The 18,341-nt window shown below is 44.4% G+C and carries 16 protein-coding genes; 11 read left to right on the top strand and 5 right to left on the bottom strand.

Annotated elements, in window-relative coordinates:
- Positions 1-374: 374 nt before the first annotated feature.
- On the bottom strand, positions 375-695 hold the full coding sequence (locus BCT81_RS24165) for a helix-turn-helix transcriptional regulator (protein ID WP_157938890.1): 321 nt from the start codon (positions 693-695) through the stop codon (positions 375-377).
- Between the two features lie 745 nt (positions 696-1,440).
- On the opposite strand from BCT81_RS24165, the gene mobH reads away from it, so the two are divergent.
- The 6 genes from mobH to BCT81_RS24135 all read left to right on the top strand — a co-directional run bounded on the left by mobH (position 1,441) and on the right by BCT81_RS24135 (position 9,870).
- On the top strand, positions 1,441-3,426 hold the full coding sequence (gene mobH / locus BCT81_RS24160; RefSeq protein WP_102426113.1) for a MobH family relaxase: 1,986 nt from the start codon (positions 1,441-1,443) through the stop codon (positions 3,424-3,426).
- Positions 3,423-3,962, top strand: coding sequence for an STY4526/YPO1902 family pathogenicity island replication protein (locus BCT81_RS24155; protein WP_076655579.1), 540 nt, complete (start codon positions 3,423-3,425; stop codon positions 3,960-3,962). The genes mobH and BCT81_RS24155 overlap by 4 nt, the downstream gene beginning before the upstream one ends.
- Positions 3,963-3,980: 18 nt before the next feature.
- Positions 3,981-4,640, top strand: a complete 660-nt coding sequence (locus BCT81_RS24150) for a PFL_4669 family integrating conjugative element protein (RefSeq protein WP_102426112.1) — start codon at positions 3,981-3,983, stop codon at positions 4,638-4,640.
- Positions 4,633-5,775, top strand: coding sequence for a hypothetical protein (locus BCT81_RS24145; RefSeq protein WP_102426111.1), 1,143 nt, complete (start codon positions 4,633-4,635; stop codon positions 5,773-5,775). Before BCT81_RS24150 ends, BCT81_RS24145 begins: the two co-directional genes overlap by 8 nt.
- 854 nt (positions 5,776-6,629) lie before the next feature.
- On the top strand, positions 6,630-9,296 hold the full coding sequence (locus BCT81_RS24140) for a DUF2235 domain-containing protein (RefSeq protein ID WP_102426110.1): 2,667 nt from the start codon (positions 6,630-6,632) through the stop codon (positions 9,294-9,296).
- Entirely contained in the window at positions 9,289-9,870 is a 582-nt protein-coding gene (locus tag BCT81_RS24135) for a hypothetical protein (protein ID WP_102426117.1), read from the top strand. The genes BCT81_RS24140 and BCT81_RS24135 overlap by 8 nt, the downstream gene beginning before the upstream one ends.
- A gap of 455 nt (positions 9,871-10,325) precedes the next feature.
- On the opposite strand, the gene BCT81_RS24125 is transcribed toward BCT81_RS24135, so the two are convergent.
- Together BCT81_RS24125 and BCT81_RS24120 are read right to left on the bottom strand one after the other, a co-directional pair.
- Positions 10,326-10,667 (bottom strand): DUF723 domain-containing protein, encoded by a 342-nt coding sequence (locus BCT81_RS24125; protein WP_102426108.1) that lies wholly within the window; start codon positions 10,665-10,667, stop codon positions 10,326-10,328.
- A complete protein-coding gene (locus tag BCT81_RS24120) occupies positions 10,661-11,299 on the bottom strand; it encodes a recombinase family protein (RefSeq protein ID WP_017110298.1) in 639 nt (212 codons plus the stop codon). The genes BCT81_RS24125 and BCT81_RS24120 overlap by 7 nt, the downstream gene beginning before the upstream one ends.
- Positions 11,300-11,494: 195 nt before the next feature.
- Between BCT81_RS24120 and BCT81_RS24115 the strand changes: the two genes are divergently transcribed.
- The 4 genes from BCT81_RS24115 (at position 11,495) to BCT81_RS24095 (ending at position 14,751) form a co-directional block, all read left to right on the top strand.
- Positions 11,495-11,728, top strand: coding sequence for a DinI-like family protein (locus BCT81_RS24115; RefSeq protein WP_102426107.1), 234 nt, complete (start codon positions 11,495-11,497; stop codon positions 11,726-11,728).
- A 751-nt stretch (positions 11,729-12,479) separates the two neighbouring features.
- A complete protein-coding gene (locus tag BCT81_RS24105) occupies positions 12,480-12,755 on the top strand; it encodes a hypothetical protein (RefSeq protein WP_102426116.1) in 276 nt (91 codons plus the stop codon).
- A gap of 185 nt (positions 12,756-12,940) precedes the next feature.
- Positions 12,941-14,371: a hypothetical protein gene (locus BCT81_RS24100; RefSeq protein WP_102426105.1), complete on the top strand. Its 1,431-nt coding sequence runs from the start codon at positions 12,941-12,943 to the stop codon at positions 14,369-14,371.
- Between the two features lie 56 nt (positions 14,372-14,427).
- Positions 14,428-14,751 carry a hypothetical protein gene (locus BCT81_RS24095; protein WP_102426115.1) on the top strand — a complete coding sequence of 108 codons (324 nt, stop codon included), beginning with the start codon at positions 14,428-14,430 and terminating at the stop codon, positions 14,749-14,751.
- Between the two features lie 153 nt (positions 14,752-14,904).
- On the opposite strand, the gene BCT81_RS29855 is transcribed toward BCT81_RS24095, so the two are convergent.
- Positions 14,905-15,198, bottom strand: a complete 294-nt coding sequence (locus BCT81_RS29855; RefSeq protein WP_277869845.1) for an HU family DNA-binding protein — start codon at positions 15,196-15,198, stop codon at positions 14,905-14,907.
- Positions 15,199-16,270: 1,072 nt separating this feature from the next.
- On the opposite strand from BCT81_RS29855, the gene BCT81_RS24085 reads away from it, so the two are divergent.
- Positions 16,271-16,432 (top strand): Hok/Gef family protein, encoded by a 162-nt coding sequence (locus BCT81_RS24085; RefSeq protein WP_081016090.1) that lies wholly within the window; start codon positions 16,271-16,273, stop codon positions 16,430-16,432.
- Positions 16,433-16,497: 65 nt separating this feature from the next.
- Here the strand turns inward: BCT81_RS24085 and BCT81_RS24080 are convergent, their stop codons facing one another.
- Positions 16,498-17,451: a site-specific integrase gene (locus tag BCT81_RS24080; protein ID WP_102426104.1), complete on the bottom strand. Its 954-nt coding sequence runs from the start codon at positions 17,449-17,451 to the stop codon at positions 16,498-16,500.
- Between the last annotated feature and the right edge of the window lie 890 nt (positions 17,452-18,341).

Genomic DNA, 18,341 nt, shown 5'->3' with positions numbered 1-18,341 from the left:
GTATTAATAACTTATACCACTCAGTAAAAGCTCACTGATATCCTTACAAATATGCATTTACCCTAATCAGGGTTACAACGCCTTCACTTTAGTTATTTCAAAGTCTCACAAATAAAGTCAGATGTTAAATGCTGAGGAACTGATGGGATTTTCGCTTTTCGCGTTCATTCCGCCAAGGTAACTAAGGTGGAAAATATGAAAGACATATCATTCGCTTGCTGAAGGTGTACAACAAATTGGTCAACACTCTGGCATGGTGATGATTATCGGAGCGTCATTATAGCGAATGGAAAGCCTGATTATACGCATAAACATCACGTACCCAATTGCAGCGTAACTACTATTCACTTTCACTATTTCGTTACTATCTAATTTTAAGACAACATTTTCTTTAAGTATTGCAAAAAGATGATGTGACTAGGGGGGATCGCTTCTATTAACACCTTTAATTCTTGTTTAAGAAGATTTACATCTTGATTTACATCTTCACTATCGCCAATCAAAGAAGATACAGAAGTATTAAAGAAAAAAGATAACTTTATTAAATTATCTCGACTAATAGAGCCTTTTTTTAACCAAACTTGAACAGTTTGTCTAGTAACCCCCATTTCCCTTGCAAGTTCAGATTTAGAGATCCCTTTATCTTTTAAATACAAAGCTAAATTAGCTGCTAAAACACCATTCTGTTTATCCACGATCTTACTCTCTTGCTTCATTACTAATTAATGATACAAGCTCATTGATTTTTCCATAATGCAGATGATATCTTACAGTGTAAGTTTTAAACTGCTCTTTAAAAAACCACTCATGCACTACACCCCGACACCAAATTTAGTGCGCGCATCCCACTGCGCACTATTGCGAGCCCCTAATGCTCTGGGGCTCGCACCTTATCCTTGTGTTCTTATGTGACAATAGTTCCAATTCAAACATTTACCTAATACCAATGAAGAGGGACGTCTTTCCCCTCTGTGATGCTTAGTCAATCGCCTATTGGTCCAGATGAACATGACTCATAACCACATCAATACTGAATCAACAAGCGGTGTCCTGCCTTCTCAGCTTCCCTTCAAGGACTTGATCTCTCTATTCAATTTTTATAGAGTTGCTCCGTCTGCCATTGCGCAGTCAAGCACACGGGGTTAACCCCCCTTAAATGGCTCTCTGAAACGTGTCGCGGCTTTTTCCAAGTTCAAACGGAAAAAGTGAAAGCATACTTAACTGCCCTTAGCCTACATCGCTTCGGTGCTATCAAACCCGACGAGCCCCGCGCTCGACTTAGTGTCATGCACGAACTGTGCAGTGTCGCCTACCAATATCCAGAGTACAGGGCTATCACGCCTTGATTTTTTCGTCTCTGTTACTTTTATTTCGTGCATGAAATGGGTTCAAACCTAGGGGTCAGTGTTTTTGCCTCAAACGGTTTTTGATCGGTATTGTATGCAACGAAATGTTTGTGGTACTGTTTTTATATACAGTATTTTTGGTTTTGATAGGTCAGAAGGTAGGTTAAGGATGTTTCAATCAATTAAACGGTTCATTGATTGGCTTTACGCAGATGAACAACATAATCAATCCGATGTATCTCCCTCTGGTGCGCTGAGCGCTCCAGAGGGCTTTGTGCTGCCTGCCACTCGGGCTGAGCTCGAACACGACGAGATTATCCAGGACAAACTCCGCGTCTTAAAACGCAGCGGTCTTGCACTGCCGTTTGAGGTGTGGCCTGAGTTTGTCGTCGATACGGTCGTGAACTACGCCATGTGGTGTCAAGATATCCCTGCTTCAGAAAATTATCACCACACGGGTAAACGCGGTTTATTGCTCCACAGCCTCGATGTGGCCATTTACGCGATGCGTCTACGCCGCAATGCGATATTACCGCCCAATACCCCACCCGAAGAGGTGATCCACCGTGAAATCGTGTGGGTCTATGGCGTGTTTTTATGTGCGCTGCTGCACGACTCAGGCAAGATCAATGATGTGGACATCGAGTTGCATCAAGAAGGCGGGGAGGGGGAGCGTTGGAGTCCTGTGATGGGCGCCATTACCAGACCGTACCGTTGTCGTTACAACAAAGCACGCCAGTACTCGACGCACCAATATATGGGCCATACCCTACTGACTCAATTGCTAAGCTCTGACGCCATGCTGGCTATTTCCAGCGACAAAGCCTTGTTTCACAGCATGGTTGAGTACCTATCAGGTCATAAAAACCCGGACAATGTCATTGAGCAAATCGTGACGCAAGCGGACGCGGCCAGCGTCGCGCAAGACTTGGGTGCCGACAAAGAGGGGATTAATCTCGCCGCTGAGCAAGCGCGCGGAGCGACGGTATCTCTGGCGGGACAACTCAAGCTGACTTTATCGCACCTTCTGCAAAGCGCGACCATCCCACTGAACAAAAAAGGCGCCGAAGGTTTTGTGGAGGGGGAGCTCCTTTACTTGATGAGTAAGCCCATCGCTGATCGACTACGCAGCACGCTGCTTGAGCGTGGCATCACCTCTGTCCCTTCGGACAATTCCCGTCTGTTTAACGAGCTGCAGCAACACCAACTTATTCGTCCGAATGCCGATGACCTGGCGATTTGGAAGTGTGAGGTGCTGCTCTCTGAGTTTGACTGGCGCCAAACCTTTACCTTTATCTGTGTGCATTGGCCAACATTCGCCCCAGAAGCAGAGCTGGAGAGCCTGGTGGGGCACATTCTTCCCGTTAAGGGAGAAGCTGAGGGAGAAGCGACGTCTGCTCAACCTCAGTCAGTCGTGTCTGAGAATGAAGATGCGCCAACGACAGACACCACTCATTTTGAAGCGCCCCTCAACAATGACGCCATCAGTGATGACCTCATGGCTTTCATGCAGCCTGCTATGACGCAGGCTACATCGCCCATCGAGCAAGAGGATGAAGACCCAGAAGCGATACTTCCTGCAGCAATAGAGCCCGCCACGCCGATGGATGAGGTCGAAGCCGCGTTGGAAGCGTTAAACGCTGAGCCTGTCTCTGTGCCTGAGTCCAGCGAGCCTCACGCTCTCCTGCAGAAGATAGATTTGAGGGAGACCCAAGGCGAAGACTTGGGCCGCGCCTTCTACGAATGGGTAGATTTGGTTCTTAAAGGCGGTGTGCACCCGGTGAACCGTCAAGACGCGTTATTCCATCGTCTTGAACAAGGTTTGTTTGTGGTCTCGCCTGGCGCCTTTCGTACCTTCATCGATGAGCGTTGCCAGTACGCCAAAGCCAACAGTTACAGCGAAGTTCAACAAGGGTTGCAACCTCTAAAGCGTCATATCGTCACGAAAGAGGCGCGTAACGTACACAAAGCGCGCATTCAAGATTCCAATCAAGCACTGAACGGCTTTTTGTTTCCTTTGACCGAAGCGTGGGAAACTCGCTACGCGGTCAATCCACTTGTGATGTTGGAGGGGGTATGAGCATGAAAAAAGACGATCTTACCAGTGAAGTGCATTGGGCCGTTCTTAGCCACCTTGCGCATATGGCTTGTACTGGACAAGACATGGCACTGATGTCAGCGGGGTTTGATGCGAAATTAATAGGTCAATTGAAGAAGCAGTCTTTTTCTGAAATGAGGGCGCTTTCTCAGACTATCTGTGGACGCCAATGTGCTATCGATATCGATGCGCTTCGCCATGCCCTGGAAGTCTCAGAGATCCCTAATGAGGTGATTGTTTTTTTGCAACTTGGTTGCAGCAATAAAGCGTTGTCGCATTTCTTTTTTGTGAACGGAAAAGTGTCTTCGCATTGGCGAAAAATGGTGAAGCCGAAAGAGGCGTTCAGACAGAGATGCGTTCCTCCCTCGCAGATTCATGTGTTATGGAAAGCATTGGAGCAGCTACCTATTAATAACGTCCAACGGATTAATCAAGAGCAAATAGTCGCTGTGGCACAGCAATGCCAACTGAGCATTGGGGCGATATGGGCTGAAATTTGTGATGGTAGTCAACATTAGAAAAGTGGGATAAAGAGCATGAGCAATAAAAAGCAGCAAAGCAACAAAATGGGGGGCTTGATGGCCAGTGCCGAGGTGCAATTGCACAGCGTCGAAACCGTCAAACTGTGGAATCCATCAAAACGGAGCAAAGCCCCCGGTGTTGGGTTGTTTTTTCAACGTCTCTCGACACTGGAGCATGCGGCGCGCCATGACGACCCCTACGCGGATTTTGCCTTGCTTGAAATCGAGCGCGCCATCAACGCGGCGTTTGCTCTGTGCCAATCCACGCTCGATGCCCTGCCTCAGCGCAATAGCTCTCGCATTTTGTATCATGAGACCTTGAGCCGCGCACCGGTGAAAAAGTCAGTATCGGTCAAGACGCGCTTTGGTTGGCGTCTGTTGGCATTGTTAGAGCAGTTTGATATTGCCATGGTGCAGCTCTCAGATGCGCACTTTAAAGCGCAGATGACCCGCAGTGATTTTGAACAACATCGCCTCGCGTGCTTGAAAGCCCTGCGTGGGATCATTTCAATGAGCGTCACCTTTCAGCATTCGGGGGTGACCCGACAAGATGTGACGGACAACAATGCGAAAGCGCAAGCCGCTCAAGCTAAGCTCGGTGCTATCCCTTTTGAAGTCCTTGAAGGGGTCGAGCGCGCGGAGTTTGCGCCTGTGATTAAGATCTCACATGGCTAAGCGGACCGTGTTTCAGGGGGCGCCAGAGCCCCTAACGGCCAAGCCAAGCTCGGTATCTTTTGCGGTGGAGCAAGGCGCGCCTTATCACCCCGATGAAGCGTATCAAGTCTTGTCGGGCGAGAGACCCGCGCCAGAGGAAGAGCAAACGCTGCAAGATAAGGCTAACGAACATGAAGCGCAGCGATATACGCGCGAAAGCAAGCGTTCACGAAAGCGCTCTGAGCTCTTGGTCGAACTCGAAAAAGCCAAGCAAACTCCTATGGGGAAAGCCACCAAACCACTCTCGGATTATGAGGCGGCCTTGGTTGCGTTTCATCATCGCCCTGAGTATGCGCTTGAGCGATGGAAGAAAAGTGGCCAACCCCCTAAGCTTCCTGCGGGGTTAGCCGATGTCTTTCGTGCGGTGTTAAAACACGGCGCTCGGGCTAACGGTGGGCTCTACTACCAATTGCAACGTCAAGGCAGCACAGTGTTGTATCGTAAAGACGCGGCGCAAACCTTCGATCACTTAGTGCTCTATATGATTTGCAACACTTGTCTCAGTACGCGTTCGTTCTCACTGAGAGGCACACAGTCACAGATTGGCGAAGTGATTGGTAAAAGCCAATCCACGGTCTCTCGTTGGTTCTCCTTACTTATCCAGTGTGGGTTGCTTCGTCATGCCTTTATTGGGGATAACCTGGCGACCGACCCACGTGGTGGCCTGGTGCATGATAAAAGTGATGGGCAAAAGCGCAATCTCAACAACGTTTATGTCTTAACGGATGACTTCGGGGTTTTAGTTGGCGGAGAAACCGCTGGAAAGAAACTTTGCCAAGCATTTGAAGCGAAGGATAAGCTCGCCATTCAAGAGGGGGCGGGGACTCTACCTGCGCGCTTGGCCTTACTGCGTAATACGCTATGGGAAGGCACCATTGAACGTCGTAACCAGGCGATTGGGGCATCCAGTACCAGACAAAAAGTTCAACAAACCAATGATCGCTCTAGAGCGCTGAGCCTCGTCGTTAAAAAAATGAACGATGAAGGGTTAGACAGCACGCTGAGCCAGAAAGAATTTGAGCTGACAGCGAATGCCCGTCTCAAACATTTGGGCTTCTCTCCAACCACTTCACCGCCCGAGCCCCTCGCGGCTTAATCTTCCTACTTTTTCATCCTTTTGCTTCTTCGAAGCGGCTTTCGCACACCCCTCTGAACACCTAATTTGATTTTCATCACACTTTCTTAGTCAGACTTTACCTCTATTGTTTCTCTTTTCGACTGATTTTCGGTCTGCGGTGGATAACATTCTCCCATGGGGAGTGTTTTGCCTGTTTTGTACGTTATCCACACAAAACGAATACTAACTATTGATATATATAGATACTACGTTGGTGAAAAGTAGATACCCCATTTTATTACTTAAACTCGATACTTTTCTTTCTATAACTAATTTTAAAAATCTGTGGATAGAGTGGATAAGCCAAAGATCCTTAAAATACCTCCCATTTTTATCGTATCAAGTCCCTCGATAAACTCACCTGCAGAAGATATCACGATAAGAACGGGCCCCACTTCCACTTAGCATCCAGTAGCACAGCGATACACTCTGAGCACGCGTCATTATCACCGCATTATCTTACTCGCTACGCTCGCGCATTCTGGCAAGGCAAGGGGCAAGATTTAAGCCATGGTGACTGACTGTTCGACCTTTTTTGTGAAAAGTGCAGCGGTCAATATTTTTTCGCTTTGCTCATTCTGTATGTCGTCGCGCGCTCCTCCATGGCCTGATGGCGGTGAGTCAAGGTGGGGGGAATCTTCGAGTCGGTGATATAAGATGATAGGGTATCGTCTAAGTCAGCGATAAGTCCCACATAAGCCGTTCAAGGCACCTTTGTGTCATTCCGTCATAATGACAGGGAATAACGGCACACACACACACTATTATTCAGTAAGATACGTTTATTTATTCACCAATAATCAAACGTGCTTTTTGCAGAGGAATAGGGTGTCATGAGTATATCGGATATCAAAGTGGTCGAGTTTCATCAAAAGCAAGGTGGTCAGTCTATCGCTGCCGATGAGCTAACAAGCTACTTGATTGACAGCGGTTCAATATCTAAATTTCATGATGCGCTGCCTGATGAGTTACAACGAACACTTGCTCCTTTAGTAGGCCAAAGCCGAAATGCTTATTTCAACGCCTTAAAGCTCCAATTGAAATCAGAACGGTGGGTGGCGGTGAGATCGTCGTCTGCGGTATCAGACTCTTCTTATAAAAGTGCGTATTACCCACCAGTGCAACCAGAGCCTAAACTCGCAAGCGTCCAAACCACCGTCAGTAATATAGAAGAAGACCAAAGACCGGATCTTGAATACGCTTTTGAGCTCTCTTGCTCTCAGTCGTCTTTTAAAGCCCATGTTGGATGGGATGTGGCGTTAGCTAAAACGAGTACGTCACCGATGCATTCTCGTTGGAACGAGCAAGAAAACGAACACAGCATTCAATTGGTGGCCAACATAAAAGAGGATGCGCCAAGGACGCTTGCATTGTCATCGAGAGGCACATCAGTCCCCCTTTTCATCCCTAACGTCTTAGCTAAGCCTAAAGGGACGAACGCACTCAATGAAGCCTTCCTCGCAGTAATGCCGGCTGTACAATTTGGTGAGCGACTAGGGCTTGCCACTCAAGGATATTATTACCACTTTAGTGAAGGCAAGCTCGTTCAAGAGTACAAAATTATCGGTAATGGTAATTGTCGGTTCTGCCTGACCTATTCGGATGAACTCACTCTTAGCGATGAGCTTCGTCCTACCGCTTGGCAAAGTGCGATACCGATTCAATGGCGTATCGATAATCAGGTATTGGACAACCAGCACTTACTCTATCTACCTCGTAAGTTGACACAAGATGAGTTTTCTACGGTGAATCCAGCGTGGCTCAATGAGCAAGGACTTTCGTTGAATATTTCAGAACTTGTGGATGTGGGACAAGGTAAGGAAACCCCGAACGAACGATATCATGCCCCACTGGATTGCCATTACTCCCACCCTGGCCGTTTATTACATGGGACAGAGATTGTCGCCATTAATAGTCCCAGTCTCGTTGCCAAAGGTATACCGGTCGTCAACCTCCGCCCTGAAAAGCTCTTTCGTATCGGCGTGTTTTTTGACGGGACGGGGGCCAACGACAAGAATGATGCTTACAAAGAATTGCGTGGTAATAAATCTCGCAGTAATGTGGCGCGTTTGTTTGCGGCTTATCCGCAAATTCAAGGGGAATCAACAGCAATCTATGTATCTGGTGTGGGCACCGTCGACATTGAAGACGACAGTCAGCGCCCCGCCATCATTGATGCAGCCAAAGATGAAAGCGATCTAGAGCAGGCGTTTGGTGTTGAGTTTGAAAAGACGTTTAACGGTAACAGTAAAGCAGCCATGGATTTGGGGGCAGGGTTAGTCGGTAAAGCCCTTTTCGATGCCGCTTTCGACTATGCGGACGGTGAAAATGGTGCGTTTTACAAATGGCAGAGTTTGTTGTCGACATTACGAGATATTGCAACGGATGAATCAAGCGGATACCCATCCGCCACCCATATCGTTTTTGATGTTATCGGCTTTAGCCGAGGTGCGGCATTATCTCGTCACTTTGTTAATGCCCTGTATCAAGGTTTACCCGATTACCATAGACCAGTCTCGGGCAAGCAAGCGGATGTCACGATTTACCCTCATCTATTGGGTAATGAAACCAACAAAAAGTTTTCAGAGGAAGGTGGTTATGAGCGCGATGATACGAAAGGCGTCAGTGTAAGGTTCTTGGGATTATTTGATACCGTAGGGTCGTTTTACTTAGCGGGGAATAACGATGAAGGTAATTTTCAGTTGGGCCTAGAGCCGACGATGGCCACCACGGTCTTGCAGTTGGTTGCTGAGCATGAGTATCGGAAAAACTTCCCATTAACGTCACTGAGTCGTGATAATTGGTTACCCGATAATTTCCACCAAGAACATTTCCCTGGATGCCATACCGATGTGGGAGGCGGTTACCCTTCAATTGAGCAATATGAGAAAGAGGGACTCCCTGACTATGTGGGCTTTCCGGTAAGCAGTACCTACAACCGTAACGAAATAAAATCAGAAACCCTTGATATCGTGCACGCTAATTTTGCATACCCTGGGGGAAGTCTAGATAAGGCTGCGATGATAGAACGCACTCGTCAAGTTAAAGACGCTGAATGTAAAAAGACATGCCGACAACGGTTTGGCCATTACGGTGAGGTAAAAGAAAAAGACAACACGCTCTATTTTTATCACTTTAAACCCGTGAGTAATGCGATAGCAGGGCTAGCCCTCGAACGCATGAAGCAACAAGCTCAAAACGCAGGGATTGAGTGGATCGATCGGGCGTATGTTGAAAACCTAACTCCTGACTATGTCACCGATGCGCTCTGCCAGTCTTTATGGGATGAATTATCAACCAAGCCATTGGGGGAGTTAACCAGCGAAGATTGGAAGACTACGCTTCAACCAACGCTTATCTTTGACAACTATATCCACCGCTCTCATGATACGGTGATAAATCTCCCATATAAGACGGTCAAGGAAACGCTTATAAACAGCATTACAACCGATGAAAAAACAGAGAAAACACCAGAGCGGAGAATTTGGGACAATGCCTAAGTACGTAATAGCGACACTCCTCATTGCAATGGTCGCCTTGAGTGGCTGTCAAGAAGAGCAGCCATTAATAAAAGCAACCATCGGTAACGCAGGAAGCCTTAGTGATTTCTATATTATGAGTGACGTGTCTATTCAAACTACAGGAGGCGGTTGGACCGGCTTTAGTTATGGAGCCGTCAATGGCTATCCTGGAAAGAGTGCCGACATCGGAAAAATGGGCGTCCCATCACACATCAAAGGGATGTGGAGTAAAGGGTGGAATTATGATGATGAACTGGTCTACTACCGTATTGATGCACCGATTGACGCTGAATTAGCTGAGAAGAAAATGCGTACTTTGCAGAACTATTATGAAAACCACGAGCGAAAAAGTGGGGTAATGCAGGTGGTAGTAGACGAGGCGCGTATTCAAGTGATGTTCACTAAAAAGTGTCATGAGCCTTATGATAATTGCTCCCCTGCTCTAAACAGTGATCCTGAAGGGTGGGTCGTTAAGTCGCCTACCGGCCATACTGATGTTGTTATTATATTTGATGGTAAAGGAGAGTCTTCCCCAGTACCATTCGAAGACTAATTAACTTGAGTACGGCCTAAAACTCAGTGCTATCAGCTAAGGGGCGTTGTTATTACAGCAGCCCCTTTTGCATGAAATTTTTGATAGGCTATTTTAGCTACAAATGTTCAGTCAAATATATTTACGGAATAGCTTCCATTAGTCAAAATGCTTTACTAAAATAAGTGTTTTGGTCAAACATTTTGACTAATAATTTCGGAGGTGTCTCAATGTGTTTTGTTCCAGACTATAAACTCTCAGAGCTCAGTAAAATGGCTGGGTTTGACACCGTTGACGAATTGGCCAGGTACGCATCTACAACGCGCCAGAACCTAGATAATTGGAACAAGTCCCAATCAAAACAGGATTTTCTTCGAGTTGTGATCATGGGAGCCAAGGTTTTGAAGGCTCAAGACATTAAACGTCGAGTAGCTATGTCTAGCTAACAAATATCGGCCTATCTAGGTGGTCACTGGTCAATCAAACACCTTCAGCAATAGGTGTTGATATTGTTTCGTCCCTCCACGAACATTGAAGTTATCCGTCCCACATCCCCTGACTTCATTCTTTTCATCGGCTTTTTGTGGTTTACGTTTTGCCTTCTGCGCGCGACTGCAGAGCGGGCAACCGATCTTTTTTACCGTGGCCAGAAAATTATTGGGTGTTGTATGGAAGGCGCCGTGCTCTGGGCACAATATTTCGACAGGGGTAGAACGATTGACGTACTTCATTTTCGAAAAGTCGTACCGCTCACCGTACTTTAGTTTTGCTTTTTGGATAAAGAGGTTTTCTCGATCTTGTCGCGATGGTCTTAACATAGTGTCTTGTTGTTTTTTATTAATTTAGAAACTTTGGAAATCGTGTGTCTGGAGCAACCTATAAGCGTTTCAATTTGGCTGTAGCTTTTGCCTTCTCGAAGTAGGCCTTCTATTTTTTGGTGCAATTTGACATTAACCGGTCGACCTTTGTATTTCCCTTCTTTTTTCGCTCTTTGTACGCCCTGAGCTTGGCGTCGACGTCTATCTTCATAATCTTTTCTTGCGACAGCGGCCAGCATGTCGAGCATCATGCTGTTGAGTGCTGCAAGCATTCGTTCTGTAAACTCATCGGTGGTCTTCATGAATTGATGACTTGTCGGAAGGTCTAATGCCACCACCTTTAGCCCTTTATTGGCGATGATGTTTTTCAGTTGCTCCCAATCTTTGGTATTCAACCGACTAATTCGATCGACTTGCTCAACTAGGATGATATCACCGGCTATGGCGACATCGAGCAGGCGAAATAACTCAGGACGATGTAATCGAGCGCCAGATTCATTTTCTTCAAACCAGCACGCGATTGGGAATCCCATTTTGTCTGAAAAGTCAATAAGGTCATTTTTTGCTCGTGAAGCATCTTGCTCGTCGGTCGATGCTCTTAGGTAACCATAAATTCGTATATTGCTGTTCATTGGTGCATTTTACATTGGTTTAGTTATGTTGGTGCATTATACATCTATTTTGGCTATTTACAGCACTAAAATAGCTTAGTGCATTAAAGGTGTACCTAAAATAAACCATCTTTAAATGGATTGACAATACTCACTTATGTTTATACTGTTAATTTAAACAGTGTTGTGATGTGATTGAATATGAGGTAGACAAAAATGCGCGTAGAAATGATGGTCGATGAAAAAGTATTACCGAAAGGTGGTCTAGGAAAAATAACCGAGGAACTAGAACGTCGTTTAAAGCCGCTTTATCCTGACGCTCGAATACGAGTCCGTAAAGGGACGAATAATAATTTAGAAGTGTATTCCAAGAATAAAGATGAGAAGAAGAGAGTGAATAAGGTGATCGAGCAAGCGTTCAATGAAGCTGATGAATGGCTGCCCGTATGATTAATGAAGAGGGCATAGGTTTGCTGGAGATTGTTTTTGGTTAAAGTATAGAGTCATAAACCTTTATGTGACTTTGAAAGTGCAGGGTAAATGGTTTTAGAATCATTAAAGCTTATAGACTGCAGGCGGCTTCCTTGTAGTTCTTTGATTACTTTAGGGCTGAGTTCCTTATAGTTAAACCCACAAAAAAGGTGTATTCCATCGAGGTCTCTATCGACTAAGAGTGTCTCTAAGCTTCTCGTGCTCTCGATGTAAATCAGAGGGTGCTCTCCTGAAATGTCCATATCCTCGCTCCCGATTAATAACTCACTTTGATTATAGGCTAGTATTCAGAAACGGGTTGTCCCAAGGTTTATGGTGCGTCAGTATTGTGCTTACCTTCATCGAAAGTGCGAAGGCAACCCGACAGCCCCTCAAATCAACTGTGGCGATGATCATGTTGGGATATATCAAAACGGAATAGCCGAGCTTCACTTCTATACCACTCAGAATGCGGCCTGAAATTTGATCTATTGACTCGTATACATGATAGTTTTTTAGTTTGTAGGATTATAATAAATGAGATGACTTTATAAGACAGCTTGAGCCTGATTTGACTGCTTTTTCAGTCGTTCGCTTTGCATCTCATAATATGACCGTTTTATGAGATAGTTAATTGAGGTCACTGTCTCTAATGGTTTATTAATCATGTTAACAATGATTAAGCGTGTTATTCTTAAATCATTGCAGCAATGGATAGTGGTATGTGACAATTAAAAACAGCAGGCTCAGCCTAATTCAAAAAGAGATATTAAATTGTTTAGCGAAGGCGTTCGTTAAGGGTGTTAAAGAAGGTAAGGCTACGGTCATCAATCGCGCTGTGACTCAAACACTCAACAGAGAGGTTCATCCCAACAATTTTCGTGTTTCCTGCAAAACTCTGGAAGAGCGAGGGCTTATCATGCGCCGGAAGGTCGGTTTTGACTGGTACATCAATATAACGCCAGAAGGGTTCGATGAGGCGCTTGAAAGGTTAAATGAAAGTTAGCCATTGCAGTAGGTGGGTATGTAGGTTATTCGTAGCTCCCAATGTTTAGGTGTTTCACTATGAGCCTTTGGCTAGTCAAAATGTCATTTAAAGCAGTTAATTGACCAAAACGCCTTCCTAGGAATAATAAACGCCTGAAATTATTGGTATGCTCATTACTGAATATAATAATGAGCAACTGACTGATGGCTAAAGATAACTACCCTTTCCCTCATTCTCGGTCAATGTATTGGTCTGATCCAAGTACGACGACAACCTATGAGGAAGCGGTCGCCATGTTTGAGGTACAAACCGACGTTCAAAAAAAGATGATGAAAAATCCTATCGTCGCGCCTAAAACTCAAACATTGATAGACCAAAGGCAAGCGCAAGCTGAAGCTGTGGCGAAAATGAGACAAGAGACGACCTCCTTCGCTCCTAGCTCGCCCTCTTCTTCGAGTTTCGGGGGGATGCCTACGCCTTCTCCTTTAGCATCCCCAGAGCTGAATGCTCTCTCTGAAATCCCTACCGAGGTTTGTCTCGATAATGTGTTTATGCTTGGTTGGTATCAAGTGGAAGAAACAGGGCAAATTGATTTGATGTGGGATGAACTCTTTACCCCAGAGACTTCTCAGAAAACGATCAATTTCATTAAAGGTCAGAATCGCCATTTAAATTCTTATGTGAGGCAGGGAGAGATAGTTGTTCTACCGACAATAAAACCGGTTGAGGAGAAAGATAAGCAAGCTCTCAAGGATTTAAAAGAGGACGCTCAAGCTGCGAGTGCTGAACTGGCAAAGTTGAGCAATGAAGCTGCGGCGACAGTACATCGTCACTTTGATTTGTTTTCCTATCAGCTAGAAAAACGCATCAGAGAGGATGGATTACCTAGTGGTTATTATGCTCAGGTGTCTACTGGCGTTGGGGCGACGGCTACGATTGTTGAGCAGAACTTAAAGAATATCCAAAATGTTGTTTTAGAAATTAATGATTTGTATGCGTCACAAGTGGCTATGGCAAGTCGAACGGGTGGAATGAATTATGGCTCGTTTATCGCAGAGCGAGCGACGTTATTTCAAAAGTTGGACGGCTCGTTTGCGATGCTCTCTAAGCGAAGTGTTGAAATTCCTGCTTATCGTCAGGTTAAGCGTAATTTAAAGCTCTCCACTAAATCGGTGATTCATCACGCGGATGAAATATTGAAATCCGGTTTTGTGCCAAGCCTTGGAAAGCGAACCGCGAATATTGCTATCGGTATTTCTGCTGCGAGAGGGTTAGGTTATATCGGTCTAGGTATTGGCGTTGCGAGTGGCGTAGACAGTATTTACGAAGCTTGCAAAGTAGACGGCTCTGGCGAATGCGGAAAGACAACAACCCGTGAAGTTTTTGGATTTATAGGTGGCTGGCTAGGTGGGGCTAAAGGCGGATCTATTGGTGCAGGCTTTGCTGTTGGGTCTGTGCTTTTAGTTGTCGGTGTTACTGCTTCTGCCCCAATTCTTGCTCTTGCTGCGATTGGTGGTGCTGTTGTTGGTGGTAGCGTTGGAGGTATAGCAGGTTCTAGTGTTGGTAAGTCTGCGGGGGACTTGATCTATGAAAATACAATGGAACTTTATGAGTGGAGCAGCGATTTTCTGTGATTGAAATTCTTAGAAATATTGAAATTATTGTTATAGGTCTGCTTTCTATTTTTACGATGGTTTGGGCTTTGACTGCAATTGTCACTTTCCCAGTAATTTCATTGGGAAGCTTTAAATATATTATTTTTATTGATAAGCAGTTAGCCAAAGATTTAAATAAATACTATGACCGTAATGGTTATATGCGTCCTAAATACCAAGCGTCGTGGGATGTTGGAAGTAGGTTAATTGATTACTGCATTAAATATCCGTTTATTCGAAAAAGAGCGTCTACAAACTCTAAAAAGTTTAAAATTTTCATGTGGGGGAATGCTTTAGGTCTGTGGCTTTTTTTGGGGGTAATTGTTTTTGGCGTGCTGCCAGAAATGTTTGGGATTTAACTTAAATACTTTAGTGCGAAATGACAAAAGGCAGCCCGAAGGCTGCCTTTTTTGAGTCACAAGAGATGACTATCAAATCAAATGGAAGGTGATTTATGTATGTGACTCTCAATGTATTATGTGGTTGTTTCGCTGAAAATCAACAGCACAGCGTTATGGATTCAATACTTCTTTCAACTTCTTACCGGCTTTAAATGTTGGGCTTTTTGATGCGGCAATTTGAATGGTTTCGCCCGTTCTAGGATTGCGGCCTTCACGCGCTGCTCGATGGGCGATTTTGAATGTGCCAAAATCAACCAAAGTCACGTCATCACCATCGGCGAGTGTTGTGGTAATGCCTTCGATGATGGCTTTCAGTGCGGCATCGGCTTCTTTTTTTGTGATATCGACTTCTTCTGCGATATGATCCACTAATTCTTTACGGTTCATCTCTTTTCCTTGTTTTATGGTTTCTTTTTCTTCTTCATCCCACTTGCCAGTCGCATAGCGAAAGGCGAGAGGCTTATCGACAACGTCGCTAATTTCTATTTTAAACGTATTTTCGGTTGCTTGTCCGGTAGCGCTGGTTTTGGCTGCGGTTAAAGAGCGCATGTACACGGTTTCGGACTTGAGCGTATTTCTTTCTTTATCCAAATAACGGATATTAAAGACCGCCATCCCCCCTCCTGTTATATAAATGTCAAAAGTGTCATGAAGAGTCGCTATGTTTCAACTAAGGCGGCGAAAGTGAGCATTATAACCTCATTTTTGAGTCGTCTAGCCAGCCCATCACATTGTTTTATCTTATGTTATACTAAGACTGTTGTAGTTGAATACTGACTGCACAGTATTAAGCACACGGGGTTAACCCCCCTTAAATGGCTCTCTGAAACGTGTCGCGGCTTCTTTTTAAAGAAGTGAAAGCATACTTAACTGCTCAGGCTCTGCGCCTGTTCATTCAACTGCTTGATTTTATATCAATTCAATATGGCCACTGCGTCATTATACTGCTCTTATTTCTAAGGGCTAAATTTGACTTTGCGACAGCCTGTTGCAAGCAACATAACCATACTTGATGCCCAGGTTCTGAGGGGGACCATTGCGTCAAAAGACTTAACTTAAGGAGCGATTCTTTATCTTTATCACTACCAGTCAGCGTGCAAGCTGGCGAGCCTAAATCATGCTTGAATGATTAATTCGTGAGAAATCACGTCGCCGTAAGGCGTAAACTTAAGATGTACAAAGGGCATTCATTTGAAGCACAAATGAATGCCCTTTGTCGTTTTTGACAAGTTTGATATCAATGGTGAAAGCGGGGGTGTTAGAAACAAACGTTCTTGATTTGAAAGGCTTGTGGTAGAATTTGTGTGGGCGCTCTTGGCTTATTTGCCATGAGTGACTGACTTTTATGTTTGCTTGTGGCAGATAAACAAAAGCCCCGTTATCCGGTTACTGTTAGCGCAGTAACTTTCATTTAACGAGGCCTAAGTGATGCATTTCAAACTCATTGTAGAGCCTCTTTACTGTGGAGGCAACAAAAATGCCGAAAAATAAAACAGCACTCGCGGGGCTGATTGTCCTGTGTTTCACGTTCTTGTGTAGCTTATGGTTAGTTCGAGACTCACTCTGTGAGGTTCGCTACCAGGATGGTGGCACAAGTTTTCTGGCTCAATTTGTTGTCTACGAAACAGCAGTAAGGTAGAGCTGGACAGGAGGGGGTAAAACCCCTCCTGATTCAGTTTTGTGAAGCATGGTCTAAGAGCGCCCTTATTTACCAAACGGATAAATATATCTTAACGTGATCTCTGGACGAAAATGTCCTAATTCCTGACTAACAATATGCAAGGCATCATCGTAAGACACGTCCAGTAGTTCATGATCCATTCTTCTTTGCGCATAAGAAAAACGTAATCCATGCGCGCCCAAAGACCACCCTAACGTTTTGTATGAAGCATGACTGAAAGCTTTTGAGAATCGGTTGCCTGAACATAAGTTATAACGCTGCTCGTAGCGGATCTTTCGATCGCTGCTAAATTGGGGTGTATCAAACCTTAATGTTTCAAGCTTATCGGCCAAATCTTGATGAATAAACACCTCTCTTACAAGGCCATTTTTCCCTGTTACTAAGTAGCAAACTCCTTCTCCTCGGTTATGAAATCGGTCTGTTCGCCATGCTCGATGCTTTGAAGCACTACCTTCATCATTGCGTCTGATGGTAAAAAGTTCTTCTGCACGTAAACCAGCGCTGTATGCAAGAAGAGTGGAAAACGCATGGTGAGGAGACATATTTTGAATGATTTTATTGAGATCTGAGTCTAAGTAAGCTCGGTTCTTGTTAGCTAAATTCCCTTGCTGTTTGGCCCTGACCGAAGAGATAAATTCGGGATCAATTTTAGGTATTGTTAACCGTTTACCTTGTGAGTATTTATCAAGAACGCGCTGTAAACTGGACTTTATATTTGAAAGATGCTTATGACTGTAACCTAAATTACGACTATCTTGTAAATATTGCTGAGCTACATCAAAACTAATTTGTTTAATACGGTCTAGTCCTGTGTCTCTTAAGACTTTTGTGATGATTCTTATATTTTCATTCATAGTGCGAACACCATGAATAAGAGTGGATTGTTTTGTCTTTTTATGTCCTAGACCTAAGTAATGGAAATTAAAAAATTGGTTACTTTGTTTTTGAATCTTTTTCTCTCTTTTTGCTGCTTTCATATTGATTATTCCAAAAACTAATGCGCTTGTGTAACCCGCTGATTGAAATGGCTATATTATGATAGGTTTTCAACCATTGTTGAATCTGATACAAACTCGCGTTGATTTCATTATGTAGTGTCATTATTTCTAGTCTATAAGGATCAAGTTTCGAAAACTGACGTCGTCTTCTTTTACTTTTATTATTAGGGAACATCAGTATAGATAGAGATAGTTCTTTTATTGTATTGCTGTCAATATGCCTCATGTCATTTATCTACCCATCTATGGTTAATGCAATGAGCCAGTTGTGATATGGATATTTCAATGTTTTTTTCTTTTTTGAGCCAACTCTGAATCTGACAATAATTTAACCACTGCCTCAGAAATAATATTTCTTGTTGAAGGTGATCAATTTTCGATCGCCTTGTTTTTTTTAGATCGAGTTGATTGATTTGATCATAAAGTTGTTGAGATATCGTCATATTTTTGCCTCATCTAAAAAGCGAAATTTTTACGGTTAAGCTTTCTACCGATAATCTAAGGTGAACAGATTTTTGGCTCAAAAACAAGTGGTATGGCCCCCTCTGGGTCGATATCGTAGATCTCACCCAGAGGGGGGACGGGGATAAAAACGGGGGATTTCGGTATTACGTTGAGGCAAGGTGTCAATAAATGAGGCAGTAAAGAGAAATAACACGTGTGAGGCAGTAGCAAGATGAAAAATGGAGCGTACGCGACAACCTTGTTGATGGTTCAATATATTGTTGGTTGAGGCAGGAGGGGAAAGGGAAAGCAAAGGGGTGAGGCAGAAGAAATAAAGCGTTAAGCGATCAGTTCTGTGTATTGATACGTAATCAGTATAATAATAAATGATGTTTGGGCGTAACTTTAAATAGTGTAACAGAAAT

Origin of the sequence: Vibrio sp. 10N.261.52.A1 (genome assembly GCF_002876325.1) — a bacterium.
GTDB lineage: Bacteria > Pseudomonadota > Gammaproteobacteria > Enterobacterales > Vibrionaceae > Vibrio > Vibrio chagasii.
This window is presented reverse-complemented; position numbering and strand designations above follow the sequence as displayed.